The organism is Peribacillus sp. P4_C12, assembly GCF_056402095.1.
In genome coordinates this window covers 1-17478 of the sequence record NZ_JBFUIB010000012.1, presented here as the reverse complement: position 1 = coordinate 17478, position 17478 = coordinate 1, and the positions used below count along the sequence as shown (strand labels likewise).

Below are 17478 nucleotides of genomic sequence, written 5' to 3'. Positions count from 1 at the left end.
ATATAATTAGTCCTTTTCTTTGTAATGATCTGTTATGTCACAAAGGATTTTCTATATTATTGTTTATTACGTATTCCTTTTAAAATTTCTAAACCATTCTATTAGTTTTTCAATAGATTTTAAAGCTTTCTCTATGCTGTTTATAGCTAAAATAAAACAATTAAAGTCACTATTCCGACAAATAACACTATTCAACTCCAAAAGCATCTTTTGTTACAGTTTACCATCTTAACCATTTTATCAATAGTTTCTTCAAAAGACCTTTTACCTATTATATGAAGGAGTACTAAATCCCCTTATAGAACTATTTAATTATAAACAATTATTTTTCTTTCATAATTTCAGTAAGTTTCACATTAAAGGAGAGGTCATTAATGATATCTGAAGAAAATTCCCTGATTTTATTTAAGTTTGGAGAATATAAATGGATGAAGAAGATCCAAGAAGGCGAAATAAGCTTTTCCTGTCCTGGTAGTTACATCGATATAGCAAAAAGAACAGGAAACAATGAACAGGGTGACATAGATGAAGGTGTATTCGCCCGTTTAAAAAAAGGAGATTCCCGTATTAGAGAAGCTGCTGAACGACTTAAAGATGACTTAGAAATAATATCTGACGGGGAATATGTAAAACTTAAAAGAAAATCAACATACTTTGTCCCTACTTTTTGTTTCTATTCCTACCGAGTGAAAGATTCTTTGAGTACAAATATTCAAAAATCTGGGGTACAACAGATACAGCATAAATTTGATGATAAAATGTTTAGCGAATTTAGTTCTGACCCAATTAGGAACGTTTTATCAACTGAATCATATCCCGCCACATTGATTATTCAGGTCGAACCATTTAAATATTTACTTGGGGGTGAGTTGCTTAAACAAGGTATAGACCATCAGATAAAGCATATTAATTACACAGAATTTGAAAAAGATGAATTTTACATTGAACCTACAGAGAGAAGAGAAGAGTTGTTTTATAAGTTCCCAAAATATTCATATCAGAAAGAGGCGAGAGTATGTTTACATAGAAATCTCCAAAACAATCTTTACGACAGGTTCAATCTTAATATCGGCACTCTCTCTAATTTCTCAAAACTTTCCACGGTTAAATTGTACTTTGAATTTACTGCAAATATCATTGAAAAAGAAACCACTAATTAAATGATCACTAGAAATTGATCAAAGAACACTACAAAATTAGCTTAAGCCGTTCACTTGGGAAACTACACAAAATATTGTATTAGTGTTTATTAAGAAAAATTTTTAGTATACTTCTGAGGGGCGGTCCTAAAAAATCGCCCTATGTACTTTTAGTAGTTCATCCTTCTCCAACTATCCTGCCCCGATAGTTCAACAAGAAAATCAACAACATCCTTTTAACAGAGCTTTTAAAAATCTATATCATCCAAGAAAAAGTCCACATTATCCACTAAAATTTCATCTGCTTTAAATAAAGAGTGGATAAACGCCTGGAATCCATCTGTTTTCCTTCTAAATTCGTCTTTTTTCAGATATTCCTTGTTCCCATCCTTTTTAATGTGAACATAGACATTATTGGTATACCAACGCATGAGTGGGTTGTCATCAAAGATGATATTACTCTTAGCGAACAATGTTTCTACCCTCGGCGCTAATAAGGAATGAATGGCTTTAGGATTACGGATAAATTCTAATTCAAATCCCTCTGCTTCTAATGCGGTTCTTACTAAATCCAAACGGAAAGTATCAGCTACAATTTTCGTCAGTCCGTATTGCTCACGCATCTCWACAAACCAATTAACAATATGACGGATATCAATAACGGGCTCATCCACAATGGTGAGGTGTCCTAGGCGTTCCCATTCTTTGATAGGTACTTTTAACTTAACAGTATCCAAAAATCCTTTACGAACGAATGAATGGGATTTCCAAACGTAATCCTCACCGACTTTAAAAAGCAACCCGACTGMAGCAAAGTCTTTGATACTGGCAAAATCCAAACCGCCTACACAKGTTCGGTGCGATAAGTCAGGGAATGGTCTGTTTGTGGCCAAGATATCTTCCCAGCTTGCTACACTTTTTGCCAAGTCCACTTCTGGAAGGTTCATCCGTTTGGTCATAAACTCTTCACGGTTGGACGGATCGTTGACAAGGTCTTTAAATTCTTCCTGAACAATATAAAAAAGCCCTTCGGCATAATCGCTTCTAGGCTCACAAAACATCGGATTCGCTTTTTCCCAAGTGCTTATATCTTCTACTTCCTCAGCATCATCCAATTTACAAATAAACGGGAAAAGAGAATCATTTAATTCTTTTCCTTCAAGGATATTGTTGGTACGCTCTTTCATTTTATCGAGATAGCCTTCCCGAACATAACCATCAGTACCAATAAAAAACTCGCGAGGATTTTTTACTTTTCCTAATCCACTAGAGAATACCCGTACTACTTCATTTGTTTCGTATTGATGAATCTCATCATAAATGACGCAGCCATCTCTTAGACCATCTTTTGTGGAAGCATTGGATGTGCGATATTTGACTACACTCTTTGTGGCATTATTTTTAATTTCTACTTTCGTTTTATAAAACATTTCTTCTAGAATTTCATGTTCTTCAATAGTTTCATACATTTCCATAAAGGATGTTTTCGCCTGGTCTTCCGAGTTTGCTACAATTGAAACATTGTACTTTGGTATACCGTGTAGTTCACTTATGAAAAAATTTGTTAAGGCAGTGATTAAACCGTTCTTACCACCACCCCGCCCCATCATAATTAGGAATTTACGAAAGAAGTTTCTCCCGTTATCTTTGTAAAACAAAAAAGCAAATGCCGCTATAAACATTTGAAAGGGTTCTAAGGGGAAATACCACTTCTCTGTAAACCTCTTAAAATTATTGATTTGCTCTTCATGGAAATATAGATCATCACGTATCAACACGTTTTCTTGTAGATAATCAATTAACATTACCCGTTCTTTATTAAGCTTGATATTACCCGACTCATACAAGTCAATATATTTATCAATGTATTTATTTGAAATCATATAAGGTCACTAGCGCTATGCTTGATCTCCTTTTCACCCTCGAAACCAAATGACTTCTCTATACTCAATAAAGATGCATTAATTTTATTCCGTTCACCAATCAGGGGGTGGGCTTTAGTAAAAGACTGGGATCCATTTTTCGTTGTAACGGATTCGCCCTCTTTGTTGATGATTTTATTAACCCTTCTAAAAGACTTGACCAAATCGATATACCTTTCCACTTTCTCAACTTGAATTAAATCATCCAAATTTATTTTGTTCATTAGCTGTTCTTTGAGTTCCGTGATCCTAACCGCCATGTACCCACCCCCCTAACGTGAAAAATTGATGATAAATCTGGGGAAACGACCCCCTCCCCGGTCCCCGGGTTTTTTTAGATGATTGAAATATTTTGGTGGGGGGAATGTTTGTTAATCCCAGCGTTCATCATCCCATTTTTTCTTTATTTGTTCTCCAAAAACTCGATCGTGCATTTTATTGTGACAGTTTAAGCAAAGTGTCTCCAAGAAATCCAATACCAATGCCAATTGCGGATAGTGTTCAATCTCATACTTATGATGGACGTTGAGTTCCACACTCTTTCGTTCACCCTGCGCCTTGATTGAGTCTACATGCACCCTTCCTTCACGCTTACACTGTTGGCACTCATGGTTGTCTCTATCCAATGCCTGCTGCCTTAGCTGGTTCCAGTCACCTGTTCTATAGAACTTCTTCTTCTGTGCTTCAGTCTTGTACTCGGTCAATGATAGCAACTCCTTATATCATTCACTCTTCATAACAGGTTTTCCTTTATCAAGACCTATGTGATACTCATCTTCCTTTGCAACGTAATCGATAGATAATTAATAGCTGCTTTGCAAATATGAATAGGATTAATTCGGTTAGCTTTATTAGCCATTACTCCACCTTCTTTCTCCAAAATAAAAAATCATCCCATTTTGAGATGATTCAATGATGTGATGGACCATTTAAGCCAGTGTGACCCGTTTCTTTCTCAAACATTCCTGGAAAAGATAATTGTCTCTCGCTAATACAACAGCACGACACAAAAGATTTATATGACTTCTTAGCTACTTTATCTCGCCTGTATTTATTGATAGTAAATAATTCCCTCATCAAATTCATTCATGTTACGGAACCTATATAGGAATAGCCAAGATTGTTTTTTCTATACTTTCCATTTGTTTTTTTAGATTTGTGATTATGTTCGCAACTTCCGTGGCCTCATCCTTATATATAAAACAAATAGGCAACGCAATAGTACCAGGTGCTGGAGGAGGATCTACACAATTATCTGCTATGATTTTCTTATTATCATATATCCGCTGCTGTTTTTCGACCGTATTATCTAGTTTTCCTTTGCATTCTTGAAGCATATCTTTGACTTCTTTATCTCTATCCATTTGATATGTATGCTTTCTCTCCGACATAGCAGTAGCACGAAAAAGACAAACATCGGTGTAAATTCCCAAAGTTAAAATAGCATGTTCATGTTTGTTTTCCATTTCCGTTTCAAATTGTTGTTTGACCAAACCAAGTAAGTCGGCCGAATCTTCTATTATATTGTTAAGCCATTCCTTTTCATCAGCTGTTCCTTTATACTCCTTATAGCGGATATTTAAACCATAAAGAGAACCTTTAAATTGTGAATAAAATACATCATATAACTTTTCATTTAAAAATTCGTCCATTGCCTCTGTTATCTGAGTAATAATGGATAGATTATCTTGTCCATTTATATGCTGCTCCCGTGAACCATAAAATCCTGCTAACTTAAAGATTAATTCAGTGGTTGCTGCCAAGGCTTTCATATATACACCAACGCTAGAACTATCTGGAATAATAGGCATAGGGCCCTCCTTTCATTAAGCTTATCTTATACAAAGGAAGCTGGAATATTCTATTAACAGAATGGGAATTCGTTATTATATTTATGAAACTGGTCTAAATCGATGCTGTTTCCTACAGCAGCTTAATTCTTCTTTTATAATAGGCCTGGATTCAGGTTTACTCTGCTTGCTGCCTCTTCTAAGTTGATTGAATTCCAGAATTTCTGAATATCCGATTTAGATAAATGGTCAGCAAACTTCATCGAGCTCACCCTTCTTTCTCCATAATAAAAAGCGCTCTGTTTTGAGCGCTTCGCTTTTACTGTTTGGTTATTTTCACATTGGTGTAATCGACATCAAAATAATTTGGATATCCACATTCTTGTTTAGGACAATGAACTTTTAGACTCTTTGGTGTTTTATCTTCATTAGCTGTCACTAATGTAGCGCATTCCTTATTGTTAAAATGCGGTATTTTAAAGACAGTGTTTCCCTTTTCCTGATAAAAGTAATACCACATAAAGTCATGCTTACAATCTTGACAAGTAGTCTCCCCTTCAATTAACATGCAAAACACCTCCCTATGTACTACACATTCGACAAATGAAGATAATTTCCTTCAAAATAAAAGCCCCCAATATGATGGGTGCTCATTTTCTTTTTACTTCATATTTTTCTATTTTACTGATTATTTTTTTGTGTTCCAACTCTAATGCATCAAGACATGATTTATAGGACTGTTTAACTTCATTCTCTGTGAAAGTAGAGATGTGGTTTGGAAATAATGAATTATATATAAAATCATAAAGTTTTCTTACAGTTGAATATGTGTGTAGGTTAACAGCTGTTGACTTCTTTAATAAACCATCTTCACTTAGACCTTCGTAAGTGTATTTCATTCTTAGACGCAATGTCGCTTCTGGCCTAGTACCTCTATTTAATAATGCATTTTGTTTTTTAATAAATGAAATGATATCTTCAATATTCATTAATTGTTCGGGCATTTTTTCTTGAAATTCTTTATTTAGTTCGTTTTTAATAGTTAGTCTTACCCCTATTAAAGTCAGTGCCCCTGATATTACCCCACCTATTATTGCGCCCCAAATACTACTTAAAGAACCTATCCATGTTACTTCATTTCCTGCTACAGGGAAATAATGTTTAAACATGAGCCCGTTTATTAGAATAGGTAGACCACCCATACATATTAAAGTAATTATGCCAAATCCCAATGTTGTTTTTTTACCCATTTGATTCATCTCCTTATATCAAAAATTCGACATAGGATGACAGAATCCTTTTAAAAAAAGACGACACCTTTATAAGTACCGCTCCTTTTCTTTTTTCTCTATGTTATTAACTTAAATGAATCCTTCAGAGGGTTTTCTTTATATATTTTCTTTAAAGATTTTCTTTAGGAATTTTGCTCTAATGAAGGAAAAAATTTTAGAGTACTCTAAATGGAGTACTCTAGCGTACTGCATCTGGAGTACTCTGAGCACCGTACCGCAATTGCAGTACGGAACAGGCGTTTGTATGATATTAGGCAATAAAAAAAGCACCCGTTTGGATGCTTCATTTCCACATATTACGCAACACGATTTTCTTATATGTGTTTTCGTAATCATTCATGCATTTTTCTTTTGAATATCCCCCGATTCCAATTCGGTCATAATTAAGCATTAATTCAGCAAAACTTATTTTCACATCTTCTTCAGACATTCCTTTAATATGATCAATGATACTATCTTCTGTTTTCATATATACGCTCCTTTTACTGTCTATCTTTCAATTCGACATAAAAGGATTATTTCCTTTTTATATTGATTCCAAAACTATTCATTTTTAAAATCCGAATGATCGTAGCTGCGTGTCGTATTTATTAGCTTAAAGTCACTTTTATTGTACATAGTGAAGTCAGTAATCTCCTGAACGTATACAGTATCTACATTACTTGTGGCTACTCCTTTCTTTGATGTACTTATCCAGCCGTTACCGTATCTTTTTATTTGCTCTTCCATAAAACTAATTGACCTACCTTTTAATAATAGTTCAGTCTGCCAACCATCAGGAAAAATAAAAGTAGTAATACAGTATTTCAAAATAAAAACCACCTTTCATTTCTTACCTGAATGGTTCTCCTAAAAAACGATAAGTCCTTGTGACAACTTTTTGGATAATCTGAAATTATATATTCACATTTTCTTCACATATCATTGATGATGTGATTTATCTATTAAGTTGAATGGATTTAAGAGTGCAAGGTTTAGGTTAATGGTTGGTAAACTTCATCAAGGTCACCCTTTCATTCCAAAAAATAAAGAGCACCTTCATAGGATGCTCTTACATAAATTAAATGAATGCTTCTTCTAATCTTTTGTAAAGCGATAAGTAAAAATCTTTAATTTCCTTTAAGCAAAGTCTCAAGAAATCTACAACATTCCATTTTGTATCTGTGAATACAAAAGAACCATTATCCCACTTCAATACTTCACCTAGCAAAACCTGATTAATATTTCCTTCAATTTTTGCATTTCGAATTGTAAAGTTTCCAGTTGGAATTCCATTAACTGTGCTGTTAATTACAGTTACAGTAGAACCTTCATCTACTTTAAGAAAACCTCCTACTGAAATTCCTTTATCACTCTTACGGATAGGCTCAGTTAATTGATCATGTTTATTGTCATTTGTCAGTTTACACATGTAGGATAAAAACTTTTTATTGTTGAATCTTCTAAAATCCTGAAGATCTGAAATTATACGTTTAATAAAGACATCTGATAAACCAGGCAAATTCCTTTCAACACTTAGATTAAAAGTGTCCTCATCTTTACCATACGGAAAATAAACATTTTTATTTCTACTGTTTAATTTTTTTTCCCTATTGTTCTGTGGAACAACATATTGAAAGATGTCCTGTGCACAATATTCTAAACTACTGCGGCAGTGTTCCAAAAAGCTTTTTATCTTCGGAACAACTATCGTAGGTTCATCTGTTTCCTTTATGTGCATATCTATTATTTCTTCAATCTGTCCTAACATTTCTTCACTTTCATTAATCAACGCATCACAATACTTTTTCCTCAAACCAATCCACCCCTTTTGCCCTAGAAATTCGACAATAGGGACTAATTTCCTTCTTTATATATAAAAAGAATTCAGAGGGTCTTCTTTATATATTTTCTTTAAAGATTTTCTTTAGGAATCTCGCTCTAATGAAGGAAAAAATTTTATAGTACTCTAATTGGAGTACTCTAGCGTACTGCAATTGGAGTACGGAACATTCGTTTGTATGTGTTAGGACAATAAAAAAGCACCCTCGCAAGGATGCTTAAAGTTGTGTAAAACTCATACACTTGAAATTCCTTTTACTTAAGCTTATTTTCTTACTTAACGCTTCTTCGGCTAATTTTGATATATCGTCACTTGGCATGTTATCAATTTCAACAACTTCAAAACGGGGGCCTTCTGGGAACAAATTACCGTTAAACTCAGTAAACTTTATATATTCAACTTTCACTCTCATTACAATCACTCCTTTTATCAAGAAATTCGACCAAAGGGACTATTTTCCTGCTTATATATTCACTCTAAACTAGGCAAAAGACATTTACACGAACGTTTACTTGTTAGCGAACATATATGGCCTTCATGCCTAGTTTACAAAGAAAATGACACTAAAAAACGCCTACCCAAAGGATAGACGATTATTAAGATATATATTCAACAAAAGAAGGAATGCGTAGCAAACCATTCTTTGTATAATTTCTGAACTTCACCCTACATTTAATCTTGGGATCCAAGTAAATGAATTTATTGTTTTCATCTACAATTAAATCTTGATACTGGCTATAGAATTGCTTTCTTGCTGCAGGAGTGACAAACTCCATTATACCAGCTGGCTTTATTCGGTCATTTTTTTCAATCCCAAGCAGCAATCCAAATTCATCTTTTCGTAATCCGGTTATGACTGCATCAGTGTATTGATAATTAATAACCTTTAACCAATCATGAGATCGTTTATTAATTTGATACTGTGAATTTGCCTTCTTCTGGACGATTCCTTCAAGCCCTTGTTGTTTCACTAAATCGAAATAAGCAGGACTGTTACCATACATCCATCGAACCTTACAAATTAAATCAGTATCTTCCACTATTTTATTAAGCAGCTCTTTCCTCTCAGGTAGAGGTAAATGAGTTACCTTTTGACCATTATAATAAATCACGTCAAACACGCAATATTGTATAACACGCTCTGAATTCTTGGATTGGAACCTTTCCATCATTGCTTCAAAATCAGGCTTACCTTGTCGATCTGTCACGATTATTTCACCATCAAGTATTGTTCCATTCGGAATATCCAATTGGAGCAATTCAGGGAATTTCGATGTGACCTCATTGTTATGACGAGTATATAATCTTATCTGATTATCAAACTTGGAAAGTATCAAACGAATACCATCAAGCTTCAACTCAGTTATGAAATCATCGTCCTCGAAGGGTTGCTCTGTTTTGTGCAAAAGCATTGGAGAAATAAACAAAGTTACCACCTCAAGATAATTGTAGCACTAATATTACAATATTCTCTGAGGTAGATAATGTAAAATCAAAAGGTAAAGAAGACCTAAGCGAGTTAACAGGACTTACGTCTACGCACTACCTTTTCCACCACCTTGTAAAAAGAGCACCCATGAATGGGGTGCTTACATAATATTTATTTTCTTATTCGAAATGGGTTTAATTATCAATCTTTTCAAATTCAAATAATCCAGATTCAGCATTCAAATACCCTTTATAATCAGGTCTAATTTCATTGTTTATCTTAACATAATGTATTACATATTTAATATCCATTTTTTCTTTAGCTTTTATGGGATCTAGACAAAGGCTAGATAATCCTTTATCAGCGACAGAAGGGTAAGACCAACCATCATAGTTGTATATATTGTAAGGGTAAAAGAATTTTGCTATCCTATTTGAAATACGATATTCATACTCCTCTCCCTCATTAATATTTCGTGTAAATTCACTCCTAAGAAATTCTGCGATTATATTGTGTATAGAAGAATACTCACTGTCATGAGCTGAAGGTTCACCGATATTTATTACTCCTATATCTTTTTTTATATCATAAACAATTAACCAGAAACATTGATTCCCTTTGATTTTCACTTCTTTAATCGCTGTTTCCATATTCTCAGCTACATATAATAATGATTCATTCTCATTATTTACGCGCCCCTTTTTAGCGAATTTTTGTGGAGGATTCCAAGCATCACTTTCTTCTTTCATTGTTTCAAAAGAGTTATCTCCACAAATTCTGACCCGATAAAGATTATCGTCTTTATTGATATTACGATAAGTTGACATCATATTTACCATGGAATGATTCATATCCGGTACGGACTTATAAGAAATAACATCATTAATTGCGTAGTGCAAATCTGCTTCACTAACTTCTTTTAAATCTAAGCTTTTTAATTTGGTTATTTTATTCTGGATTATTTCTGGATTGAAAACTTTAATGTATTGTTCACTAGTTGGCATATGTAATCTAGTGCTTAATCTTATGGGTTCACCGTTTAAAAACCTTTCTCTGTTTTGAGATTGTTTTTTTCTTAGTTCTTGTTTTGTTTTATGTTTATATTCTTTCAATCGTTGCTCCTTAGTTCTCTTACCCAACTTTCTACCTCCCTTTTCTTTGTCTTCAAACTTTCGACAGAAAGGGATAAAATCCTTCTATCCTTAAAAAGACGACATCTGCAAGGAATGCCGCTTATCACCAAAATTGGCCTTTCTTATTTTCTTGATAATATAAATTTAACACTTATCCAGCCTAACAACACAATCAATCCCTCTAATTTAGGAAATATTTCTACTTTTTTTCTAAAATTTTGTTATCATTAACCCCATTGAGACTTATATTTAAGGAAAAAGGGTGTATTTTAATGACAAAAAAATCAATATGTGCATTATGTAAAAATGAAAGAGAATTAGAACTTAGTCATATAATCCCTAAATTTGTTTTCAGATACTTAAAAAGAGACTCATTTTCAGGAATAATTAGAAATGCTACAAACCCCAATGTAGCTTTACAAGATGGAGATAAGAAATACTTATTATGTTCAGATTGCGAAGATATATTTAGTGATAACGAGAGAAAGTTCTCGAATAATGTTTTTCTCCCATTTAAAAAGGATGGGGTTGTAAACATAAAATATGATGGGAATTGGCTTTTGCATTTTATAACATCGGTAAATTGGCGAACTTTATTTGAAGATATGCCAAGTTTCGTTGATAATAAAGATGATTCAAACCCATTATTTATGAAGCAATTGAGTTCATTGGAAAAAGCAGAAGTAATTATGAGGCAATTTTTATTAGGAAAAAAATCAAACTTAGGTTCAATAGATACTCATCTTTTCTTTTATGAAAATGTCGAAAAGATGTCACGAGAAATTTTACACTTACGACCACATTCAATGGTCCACGGCGGTGTTTTTGGCTATACTGTCATCAGTACTTCAGGTGGGATTTTTATATTTAATAATTTACTGGGAGTTATTATAGTAACGATAATAAAAGCAGCAAAAAACGAAAAGTGGAAAAATACATTCGTAAAAAATGAATCAGGTAAAATAAAATCCCCCCAAAAAGTCGTCAGTCCTATTTTCGAAGAATTATCTTATATGAATGAACAAAGAGAAAAAGGCATGAAAACCCTGTCCGAGAAGCAACGTAAAAGTATCATAGCTAAAATAGAGAAGAATCCAGAAGCTTTTATGGCAAGTGAATCTTTTAAAAGAATTAATAGAGATAGGAATATCAAGCCTATAGATTAAATAAAAAGCCACTTGATGTGGCTTTTATTTTTTTGTATTCTACATAATACCTAAAAAGATGACACTATGAGTTCCTCCCTTTTCTTAATTACCGATGATATAAATTTAACGTGTCTAATTCCTAACAACACGATTTATTAACGTCATTGTTTCGATTTAATAAATATTACTATTTCATGCCGAACCCCGCTTGAATTTTAGCCAAATCACCCCTCTGAGTTATCTTCAAGACATAGGGAGTATAACTCGCCACCACCTTCTAAACGTTGCTGTATGAAACCTTAAGACCCCTTTTAAAAACGAGTTAAACAATAGCGTTTTTATATCTAACTGTTTGGTCAAAAAAAGGTTTTTTTTAGATTCTTAACCCTGTTTGGTATTTATTTTGCTTGTCCTGAGTAATGCCAATATACCTCATGGTAATCTCCGGATGACTATGATTTAATGCTTCTTGAAGAACGGCAACATCCTTGTACTGATTGTAATGATGATATCCATATGTTTTTCTCAACGAATGGCAGCCAATTCGTTCAAGATCAAATTCATCTGCTATTTCTTGCAATATAATATAAGCCATTCCTCTTGAAATAGGTTTTACTCTTCCTTTTTTGCCTCTTTGCCTACTCTGAAAAAGAAATTCGTTTTTATTTTTCTCTTGAACGAATTGCCGAATGGCTTTTTTAAGTTCGGGGGGCATTTTGACTTCTTTTGTTTTCTTTGTCTTACCTTCTTTTACAAAAACAGAACAGCCTTGAACATCCTTCACTTTCAGTTTTAATATATCGGATATTCTCAAGCCGGTTTGTATGCCCAATAAAAACAGAATATAATTTCGCTCATTTCGCTCTTTTAACATCATCTTAATTTCTTGAATTGTATTCAAATTGCGAATTGGTTGTACAATATTCACCTTGCCTCACCTACTCTTATCTTCTTTTGAGCAAAAAGAAAAAGCACTCCTGGGAATGCCCTTATAATTACCACCTCATTATGCTAATTGCTTAAAAAGATTTTCCCGTTCTTATCAATCACCTGGGAGAATGGCTGGGATTGCAGTAACGGTCGCTGTACAAAATGACAGTCTGTCTTTACAAAGGAATTTCACACTTTGTAGCCCCGTAGCTATCGTTCGCAATACAGCTAGACTCCAGTTGTTCCCCCTAATTAGCCGGCAACCTTCTCAGTCATTCGATACACTCGAGTACACCATTGATATGGGAAAGATGCGTCTCCCATCAGGATATTTACCTGATAAGAAAATAATACCTTCATTAGAAAAATAAAAAGGTACCCATTTTGTCCGATATTTGTTCCGTTTTTGTTCAAATTTTTTTACAAAAAAAACAGCCCTCAAATCATGCCGAGTGCTGTTGCCAAACGATATATAGCTGTCCTTTTTTTCTCATAGAATTTTCCTTTCTTTAAGCCGATCTCCATGTAGATATAAATATCATTCGTCTCCTGAGAAGTTAGATATTTCATTTCAATGATTCTGCTCTCTATAAAATCTAAACTACACTCTAATGCTCTTTCAATCTGTTTTACTTTCAATTCATTTAATCGGTCTTGCTTCCGCACCGAATGAAAGAGATCCACAACACCTGATTCTATCTGTTCTCTTTTATTTTCAATTTGTACTTTTAGAGCACGATAATGTCTAAGCTCCCGAATAGTAAGATTCTGTACTTCCTTTTCATCTATGTCAGAAAAGAATGTAAGTTGCTTGGCATTCATTTTAAATCACTCCTTCAAATATGAAACCCCATTTCTATGTTGATTTTCATGACCATGGTCAATACTGTTTTCTAAGTAATTCAGCCTTATCATATGTGTTGTAAAAATCACCATTTTCACTTCTACCAATTCCCTCTTGCGATCTTCTAGACATTCGATTCGATAAATATCTCTAGTAGAAATTACATTCATGTTCCTAAATAGACTTCATTTAACCTCTCTAGTGTTTATGCTAGAATGTCGTAATTAGATTGATTTGAGATTTAGTGACTTCTGCTGAGAACAGGGGTCATTTTTCATTCCGCCCGTAGTAAATTGAAAACCTAATACTTCAATTAAATAATCTTCCAAACTATTTTCTTAATAGACTTCACCATTGTTTTTATCTATGACAACCATTGTATTTATCTATGACAATTGAATCAACTACTAGAATTTCATTAGCATAATAATCGATCCCAGCATGTTCTGGTTGTACTATTAAATTGGGATAACCAGTTTTTAATGTATGTGTAGTTCCCGAATGGTCGATATCCTTTTTGGCAATTAATTCGCCTCCGATATGCTCATATTTCACACTAATAACAGGTAAATGGATTTCCGTGATAAGCTCGTTCTTTCGATTAAACAATTTGAATACTCCATCATGTTCGATAATGTCAGCCACTACTTCTCCACTGTATACTTTACCAACTGCAAATGTATAAATAAAAGCTTCACCCGCCACTTCGAAAGATTTTATTACCCTCCCCATTTTTTTCACCTCCCTTTGATTTCTTTCTCCGATTTCCATAAGTATGGACGTTTGTGAAGGATCCACTTTTCCGCGGTTTCTCCATCGGTACAATCGGATACTTTTTAATATAGGCAAGCCGCTCTTCTTCAGTCATGACCCAAACTGTAACTTTACTCATGAGACTCACCTCCTTTCAACCGTTCTTCAGCCATAACGATACCTAGTTCAAATAAGGAAGCAATGAAGAAGAATATTTTAAACTTTTTTATCTTTCCTGCTCTTTCTGTCTTGCGGCAAGAATTCTAGGGATTGACGTTTTCATGAAAAACTTTGCTATCTCTCTCATCGTTTCTTCGCTAATATTAGGCGGTTTAACAACTAACTCCTTTACTGTTTGATTCATCAATAGCACCTTCCTCAATATGACTGTTCTAGTTTTTTTATATCCACTTATGCAATTCGTTTAAATTTCCGAAAAAACTCGGATTGCTCTCCAAAAAAAATATGTTCTACTGGAATATTATAGAGGACCTCAATTTTTTCAAGGAATGTTCGAGGCACGTTGGTTGAGTCTTTTTCATATTTAGAGAGGGTATCTTTATTTATCCCAAACAAATTGGCCGCATCAATTAATTTTAAACCCGCATTTACCCTAGCAGCTCTCAAAGTAAGTTTAATCATTTCCATACTATTCACCTCCTACTTTCGACTTAATTAGACTATATTCGAGTTTTTTCGGAGTGTCAAACGAAATTTCCCGAATATTTCATAATTACCCTTATAATATTTCGAGTTTTTTCGGACTAAATCTTGATATTCCGTATTTTATCGGATAAACTAAAATGAAAATAACGAGGTGAAAAAATGATAGATCGTGATCTCCCCCTAAAAAAAGAAATAGCTAATAACATTCAAAAATTAATAAAAGACCGTGGATGGACTCAAATAAAACTTAGTGAACTTTCTGGAATATCTAAAAGTACACTATCAGATTATAAGAATTGTAAAACACTTATCAATCCAGGTAACGTTGAAAAATTATCAGAAGCTTTTGGAGTTCCGAAATCAGAAATTGATCCAAGTTTTAAAACACCCAATATTGATATCGTTCAAGAATATGATAATCAAAAAATTAGTTCGGATTCCATCGAAAAACTTCCTATATGTGGAAATTTCAGTTATGTAAATGGAGTTTTAACTTATGAAGACATTGAAGGATATAAAGACATTCCGAAAAGTTGGTTAGGTAGCGGTAAGCATTTTATGCTAAGGGCAAAAGGAGATAGCATGATTAACGCTCGAATTGAAAACGGAGATTTACTTCTTATTAGACGGCAAGAAACATTCGAGAATGGTGAAATTATGGCAGTACTGGTAGAAGAAGAAGCGTTTTTAAAAAGAGTGTATCGAACAGATAACTCATTGTTCTTACAATCGGAAAACCCAAAATACCCACCAATTATTTTGAATAAAAATTCAAAAGTAAAAATCATAGGGAAATTAAAGACTAATTTTATACAATATTAAATTTCTAACGTTAATATTTTAATATTCAAGGGTGGGCGACGGTCCCCCATCTTTTATAAAGAAGGGATTTTTAGATATGACTGTTGGGATTTACATTCGCGTCAGTACACTAGAACAAGCAAATGAGGGTTATTCTATTGCAGCACAAAGAGAACGTTTAAAAGCCTATTGTATGGCTCAAGGTTGGGATGACTTTAAGTTTTATGTCGACGAAGGTGTATCAGCAAAAGATACGAATCGACCTCAATTATCTCTATTATTGAATCACATTAAGAATGGTTCAATCAGTATGATTCTTGTATATCGTCTAGATCGGTTCACTCGTTCCGTATCAGACTTGTATAACTTGCTTCAAACTTTAGACAAGCATGATTGCACGTTCAAGTCAGCTACAGAAATATACGATACATCAACTGCTATGGGCCGGATGTTCATTGGACTTGTTGCACTATTGGCTCAATGGGAAACAGAAAACTTATCTGAACGCATCAAGATGGCACTTGAAAAGAAAGTAGCCGATGGTGAACGTGTGGGAAATATACCATTTGGCTTTGATCTATCTGAAGACGAGAAACTTGTGAAAAATAATAAATCAGCTATTGTGCTCGATATGATTAAGAAAGTCGAATCCGGAATGTCTGCCAACCAAGTCGCAACATTTCTTAACAAAACTAATAATGATAGAGCGAGGTGGCATACTCAGGGCGTACTTCGAATTTTAAAAAACCCAGCCCTATATGGTGCAACTAGATGGAACGACCAAATTCACGAAAACACTCACGAAGGCATTATATCCAAAACTATGTATTTAAAATTACAGCAAATTTTAAGTGATCGCGCAAAACATCATCGACGGGAAGTTGAAAATACTTACTTATTTCAAGGAGTGTTGATTTGTCCTGAATGCGGAAACCCGCTTTCCGTTAATAGATATATCCGGAAGAAAAAAGATGGTACTGAAAGCCAAGGTGCAGTCTATCGTTGTCAGCTATGTTGGAAAGAACATGGGAAGATGGATACGATTGGTGAATATCGATTTGAGGATGCCTTGAAGGATTATCTGAAAAATTTTGAAATCAAACACCTTGAACCTGTCAAAGATGAATCAGATGTTTCTCTCAATCATGAACAATTATTGCATATCGAAAAGAAACGAGAAAAGTATCAACGAGCTTGGGCATCCGATTTAATGAGTGATGATGAATTTAAGAAGTTAATGAATGAGACTAGAAATGTGTATGAAGAGTTAAAAGCTAAAGTTGAAGAGTCCCCTACTCCAATAGTTGTCGATCTAAATGAATTAAAAAACATAGTAAATAGTTTTAATACCAATTTTTTTTCATTAACTCAAGAAGAAAAAAGAATTTTTATTTCTAACTTTATTAGAAAAATTGAATTTAAAATCATCCCTCAACAACCCAAAAGACCAGATAAATCAAAGAAGGGCAAGGCTTTAATCGTGATTACTAATGTTAATTTTCATTAGTCTTTATAGTACGTTACCAGTTGGTAACGTACTATAAATATTACTAAGTTATTCACGATGTCTTAGCCTGTCTCTCTTATAAAAAGGAGATAAGGATTATGAAAACTCGTATCGATGTAATAGCAAATGAAGTAGCATATAACAACCTTTCAWCTTTCACTGACATTGAAGGGTTAAATAAAATGGTCCGAGTTTATAGCGACCTTATTCGAGCGGCTATTAAGCGCGTCGATGTACAATCACGACTTATTGCATTACTGGAGCTATTAAAACAGCACAGTTGTAAGCAAATCGGTGTGAGC

General features: G+C 33.8%; 24 protein-coding genes and 1 pseudogene. 6 read left to right on the top strand and 19 right to left on the bottom strand.

Going from position 1 to position 17478, the window contains the following annotated elements; translation table 11 throughout:
• Positions 1-374 precede the first annotated feature (374 nt).
• Positions 375-1160, top strand: coding sequence for a hypothetical protein (locus AC1DUW_RS04820; protein ID WP_477642089.1), 786 nt, complete (start codon positions 375-377; stop codon positions 1158-1160).
• 227 nt (positions 1161-1387) lie between these two features.
• Here AC1DUW_RS04820 and AC1DUW_RS04815 read toward each other — a convergent pair whose 3' ends face one another.
• From AC1DUW_RS04815 to AC1DUW_RS04760, 12 genes are all read right to left on the bottom strand, one after another.
• A complete protein-coding gene (locus tag AC1DUW_RS04815) occupies positions 1388-3022 on the bottom strand; it encodes a terminase TerL endonuclease subunit (protein WP_477642088.1) in 1635 nt (544 codons plus the stop codon).
• Entirely contained in the window at positions 3019-3321 is a 303-nt protein-coding gene (locus tag AC1DUW_RS04810) for a P27 family phage terminase small subunit (protein WP_477642087.1), read from the bottom strand. The genes AC1DUW_RS04815 and AC1DUW_RS04810 overlap by 4 nt, the downstream gene beginning before the upstream one ends.
• A gap of 111 nt (positions 3322-3432) precedes the next feature.
• Entirely contained in the window at positions 3433-3765 is a 333-nt protein-coding gene (locus AC1DUW_RS04805; protein ID WP_477642086.1) for an HNH endonuclease, read from the bottom strand.
• 396 nt (positions 3766-4161) lie between these two features.
• Positions 4162-4872 carry a hypothetical protein gene (locus AC1DUW_RS04800; RefSeq protein WP_477642085.1) on the bottom strand — a complete coding sequence of 237 codons (711 nt, stop codon included), beginning with the start codon at positions 4870-4872 and terminating at the stop codon, positions 4162-4164.
• Between the two features lie 298 nt (positions 4873-5170).
• Positions 5171-5419 carry a hypothetical protein gene (locus tag AC1DUW_RS04795; RefSeq protein WP_477642084.1) on the bottom strand — a complete coding sequence of 83 codons (249 nt, stop codon included), beginning with the start codon at positions 5417-5419 and terminating at the stop codon, positions 5171-5173.
• Positions 5420-5501: 82 nt separating this feature from the next.
• On the bottom strand, positions 5502-6101 hold the full coding sequence (locus tag AC1DUW_RS04790) for a hypothetical protein (protein ID WP_477642083.1): 600 nt from the start codon (positions 6099-6101) through the stop codon (positions 5502-5504).
• Positions 6102-6426: 325 nt separating this feature from the next.
• Positions 6427-6612, bottom strand: coding sequence for a hypothetical protein (locus AC1DUW_RS04785; protein WP_477642082.1), 186 nt, complete (start codon positions 6610-6612; stop codon positions 6427-6429).
• Between the two features lie 74 nt (positions 6613-6686).
• Positions 6687-6953, bottom strand: a complete 267-nt coding sequence (locus AC1DUW_RS04780) for a hypothetical protein (RefSeq protein WP_477642081.1) — start codon at positions 6951-6953, stop codon at positions 6687-6689.
• 250 nt (positions 6954-7203) lie between these two features.
• Complete coding sequence (locus AC1DUW_RS04775; RefSeq protein ID WP_477642080.1) at positions 7204-7938, bottom strand: hypothetical protein; 735 nt, start codon at positions 7936-7938, stop codon at positions 7204-7206.
• A gap of 244 nt (positions 7939-8182) precedes the next feature.
• A complete protein-coding gene (locus AC1DUW_RS04770; RefSeq protein ID WP_477642079.1) occupies positions 8183-8377 on the bottom strand; it encodes a hypothetical protein in 195 nt (64 codons plus the stop codon).
• A gap of 184 nt (positions 8378-8561) precedes the next feature.
• On the bottom strand, positions 8562-9392 hold the full coding sequence (locus tag AC1DUW_RS04765; protein ID WP_477642078.1) for an ATP-dependent DNA ligase: 831 nt from the start codon (positions 9390-9392) through the stop codon (positions 8562-8564).
• Positions 9393-9588: 196 nt separating this feature from the next.
• The gene (locus tag AC1DUW_RS04760) at positions 9589-10533 is read right to left on the bottom strand and encodes a hypothetical protein (RefSeq protein WP_477642077.1); all 945 of its coding nucleotides are present in this window, start codon (positions 10531-10533) and stop codon (positions 9589-9591) included.
• A 266-nt stretch (positions 10534-10799) separates the two neighbouring features.
• Here AC1DUW_RS04760 and AC1DUW_RS04755 point away from each other — a divergent pair, with 266 nt between their 5' ends.
• Positions 10800-11693: a hypothetical protein gene (locus AC1DUW_RS04755; RefSeq protein ID WP_477642076.1), complete on the top strand. Its 894-nt coding sequence runs from the start codon at positions 10800-10802 to the stop codon at positions 11691-11693.
• Positions 11694-12048: 355 nt separating this feature from the next.
• Here AC1DUW_RS04755 and AC1DUW_RS04750 read toward each other — a convergent pair whose 3' ends face one another.
• Complete coding sequence (locus tag AC1DUW_RS04750) at positions 12049-12603, bottom strand: tyrosine-type recombinase/integrase (RefSeq protein ID WP_477642075.1); 555 nt, start codon at positions 12601-12603, stop codon at positions 12049-12051.
• A gap of 130 nt (positions 12604-12733) precedes the next feature.
• Here AC1DUW_RS04750 and AC1DUW_RS04745 point away from each other — a divergent pair, with 130 nt between their 5' ends.
• Positions 12734-12976, top strand: coding sequence for a hypothetical protein (locus AC1DUW_RS04745; RefSeq protein WP_477642074.1), 243 nt, complete (start codon positions 12734-12736; stop codon positions 12974-12976).
• A 67-nt stretch (positions 12977-13043) separates the two neighbouring features.
• On the opposite strand, the gene AC1DUW_RS04740 is transcribed toward AC1DUW_RS04745, so the two are convergent.
• The 6 genes from AC1DUW_RS04740 to AC1DUW_RS04715 form a co-directional block, all read right to left on the bottom strand.
• Positions 13044-13427: an ArpU family phage packaging/lysis transcriptional regulator gene (locus tag AC1DUW_RS04740; protein ID WP_477642073.1), complete on the bottom strand. Its 384-nt coding sequence runs from the start codon at positions 13425-13427 to the stop codon at positions 13044-13046.
• Between the two features lie 6 nt (positions 13428-13433).
• Positions 13434-13619: a hypothetical protein gene (locus tag AC1DUW_RS04735; RefSeq protein ID WP_397328261.1), complete on the bottom strand. Its 186-nt coding sequence runs from the start codon at positions 13617-13619 to the stop codon at positions 13434-13436.
• A gap of 190 nt (positions 13620-13809) precedes the next feature.
• On the bottom strand, positions 13810-14181 hold the full coding sequence (locus tag AC1DUW_RS04730; protein ID WP_477642072.1) for a hypothetical protein: 372 nt from the start codon (positions 14179-14181) through the stop codon (positions 13810-13812).
• A complete protein-coding gene (locus AC1DUW_RS04725; RefSeq protein WP_477642071.1) occupies positions 14144-14341 on the bottom strand; it encodes a hypothetical protein in 198 nt (65 codons plus the stop codon). Before AC1DUW_RS04725 ends, AC1DUW_RS04730 begins: the two co-directional genes overlap by 38 nt.
• 87 nt (positions 14342-14428) lie before the next feature.
• Positions 14429-14566 carry a hypothetical protein gene (locus tag AC1DUW_RS04720; protein ID WP_430082323.1) on the bottom strand — a complete coding sequence of 46 codons (138 nt, stop codon included), beginning with the start codon at positions 14564-14566 and terminating at the stop codon, positions 14429-14431.
• Positions 14567-14613: 47 nt separating this feature from the next.
• Positions 14614-14850, bottom strand: a complete 237-nt coding sequence (locus tag AC1DUW_RS04715; RefSeq protein WP_397328264.1) for a helix-turn-helix domain-containing protein — start codon at positions 14848-14850, stop codon at positions 14614-14616.
• Between the two features lie 177 nt (positions 14851-15027).
• Here AC1DUW_RS04715 and AC1DUW_RS04710 point away from each other — a divergent pair, with 177 nt between their 5' ends.
• From AC1DUW_RS04710 to AC1DUW_RS04700, 3 genes and pseudogenes are all read left to right on the top strand, one after another.
• Positions 15028-15690: a LexA family protein gene (locus AC1DUW_RS04710; protein WP_477642070.1), complete on the top strand. Its 663-nt coding sequence runs from the start codon at positions 15028-15030 to the stop codon at positions 15688-15690.
• Positions 15691-15766: 76 nt separating this feature from the next.
• Positions 15767-17176, top strand: a complete 1410-nt coding sequence (locus AC1DUW_RS04705; RefSeq protein WP_477642069.1) for a recombinase family protein — start codon at positions 15767-15769, stop codon at positions 17174-17176.
• A 98-nt stretch (positions 17177-17274) separates the two neighbouring features.
• A pseudogene (locus AC1DUW_RS04700) lies at positions 17275-17478 on the top strand (helix-turn-helix domain-containing protein); the annotation flags it as partial.

Excerpts from the sequence above, each read along its gene's own strand:
- AC1DUW_RS04820 (WP_477642089.1), top strand. The coding sequence starts at position 375 with ATGATATCTGAAGAAAATTCCCTGATTTTATTTAAGTTTGGAGAATAT.
- AC1DUW_RS04810 (WP_477642087.1), bottom strand. The coding sequence starts at position 3,321 with ATGGCGGTTAGGATCACGGAACTCAAAGAACAGCTAATGAACAAAATA.
- AC1DUW_RS04800 (WP_477642085.1), bottom strand. The coding sequence starts at position 4,872 with ATGCCTATTATTCCAGATAGTTCTAGCGTTGGTGTATATATGAAAGCC.
- AC1DUW_RS04795 (WP_477642084.1), bottom strand. The coding sequence starts at position 5,419 with ATGTTAATTGAAGGGGAGACTACTTGTCAAGATTGTAAGCATGACTTT.
- AC1DUW_RS04790 (WP_477642083.1), bottom strand. The coding sequence starts at position 6,101 with ATGGGTAAAAAAACAACATTGGGATTTGGCATAATTACTTTAATATGT.
- AC1DUW_RS04785 (WP_477642082.1), bottom strand. The coding sequence starts at position 6,612 with ATGAAAACAGAAGATAGTATCATTGATCATATTAAAGGAATGTCTGAA.
- AC1DUW_RS04770 (WP_477642079.1), bottom strand. The coding sequence starts at position 8,377 with ATGAGAGTGAAAGTTGAATATATAAAGTTTACTGAGTTTAACGGTAAT.
- AC1DUW_RS04755 (WP_477642076.1), top strand. The coding sequence starts at position 10,800 with ATGACAAAAAAATCAATATGTGCATTATGTAAAAATGAAAGAGAATTA.
- AC1DUW_RS04745 (WP_477642074.1), top strand. The coding sequence starts at position 12,734 with ATGGCTGGGATTGCAGTAACGGTCGCTGTACAAAATGACAGTCTGTCT.
- AC1DUW_RS04740 (WP_477642073.1), bottom strand. The coding sequence starts at position 13,427 with ATGAATGCCAAGCAACTTACATTCTTTTCTGACATAGATGAAAAGGAA.
- AC1DUW_RS04735 (WP_397328261.1), bottom strand. The coding sequence starts at position 13,619 with ATGAATGTAATTTCTACTAGAGATATTTATCGAATCGAATGTCTAGAA.
- AC1DUW_RS04730 (WP_477642072.1), bottom strand. The coding sequence starts at position 14,181 with ATGGGGAGGGTAATAAAATCTTTCGAAGTGGCGGGTGAAGCTTTTATT.
- AC1DUW_RS04725 (WP_477642071.1), bottom strand. The coding sequence starts at position 14,341 with ATGAGTAAAGTTACAGTTTGGGTCATGACTGAAGAAGAGCGGCTTGCC.
- AC1DUW_RS04720 (WP_430082323.1), bottom strand. The coding sequence starts at position 14,566 with ATGAATCAAACAGTAAAGGAGTTAGTTGTTAAACCGCCTAATATTAGC.
- AC1DUW_RS04715 (WP_397328264.1), bottom strand. The coding sequence starts at position 14,850 with ATGGAAATGATTAAACTTACTTTGAGAGCTGCTAGGGTAAATGCGGGT.
- AC1DUW_RS04710 (WP_477642070.1), top strand. The coding sequence starts at position 15,028 with ATGATAGATCGTGATCTCCCCCTAAAAAAAGAAATAGCTAATAACATT.
- AC1DUW_RS04705 (WP_477642069.1), top strand. The coding sequence starts at position 15,767 with ATGACTGTTGGGATTTACATTCGCGTCAGTACACTAGAACAAGCAAAT.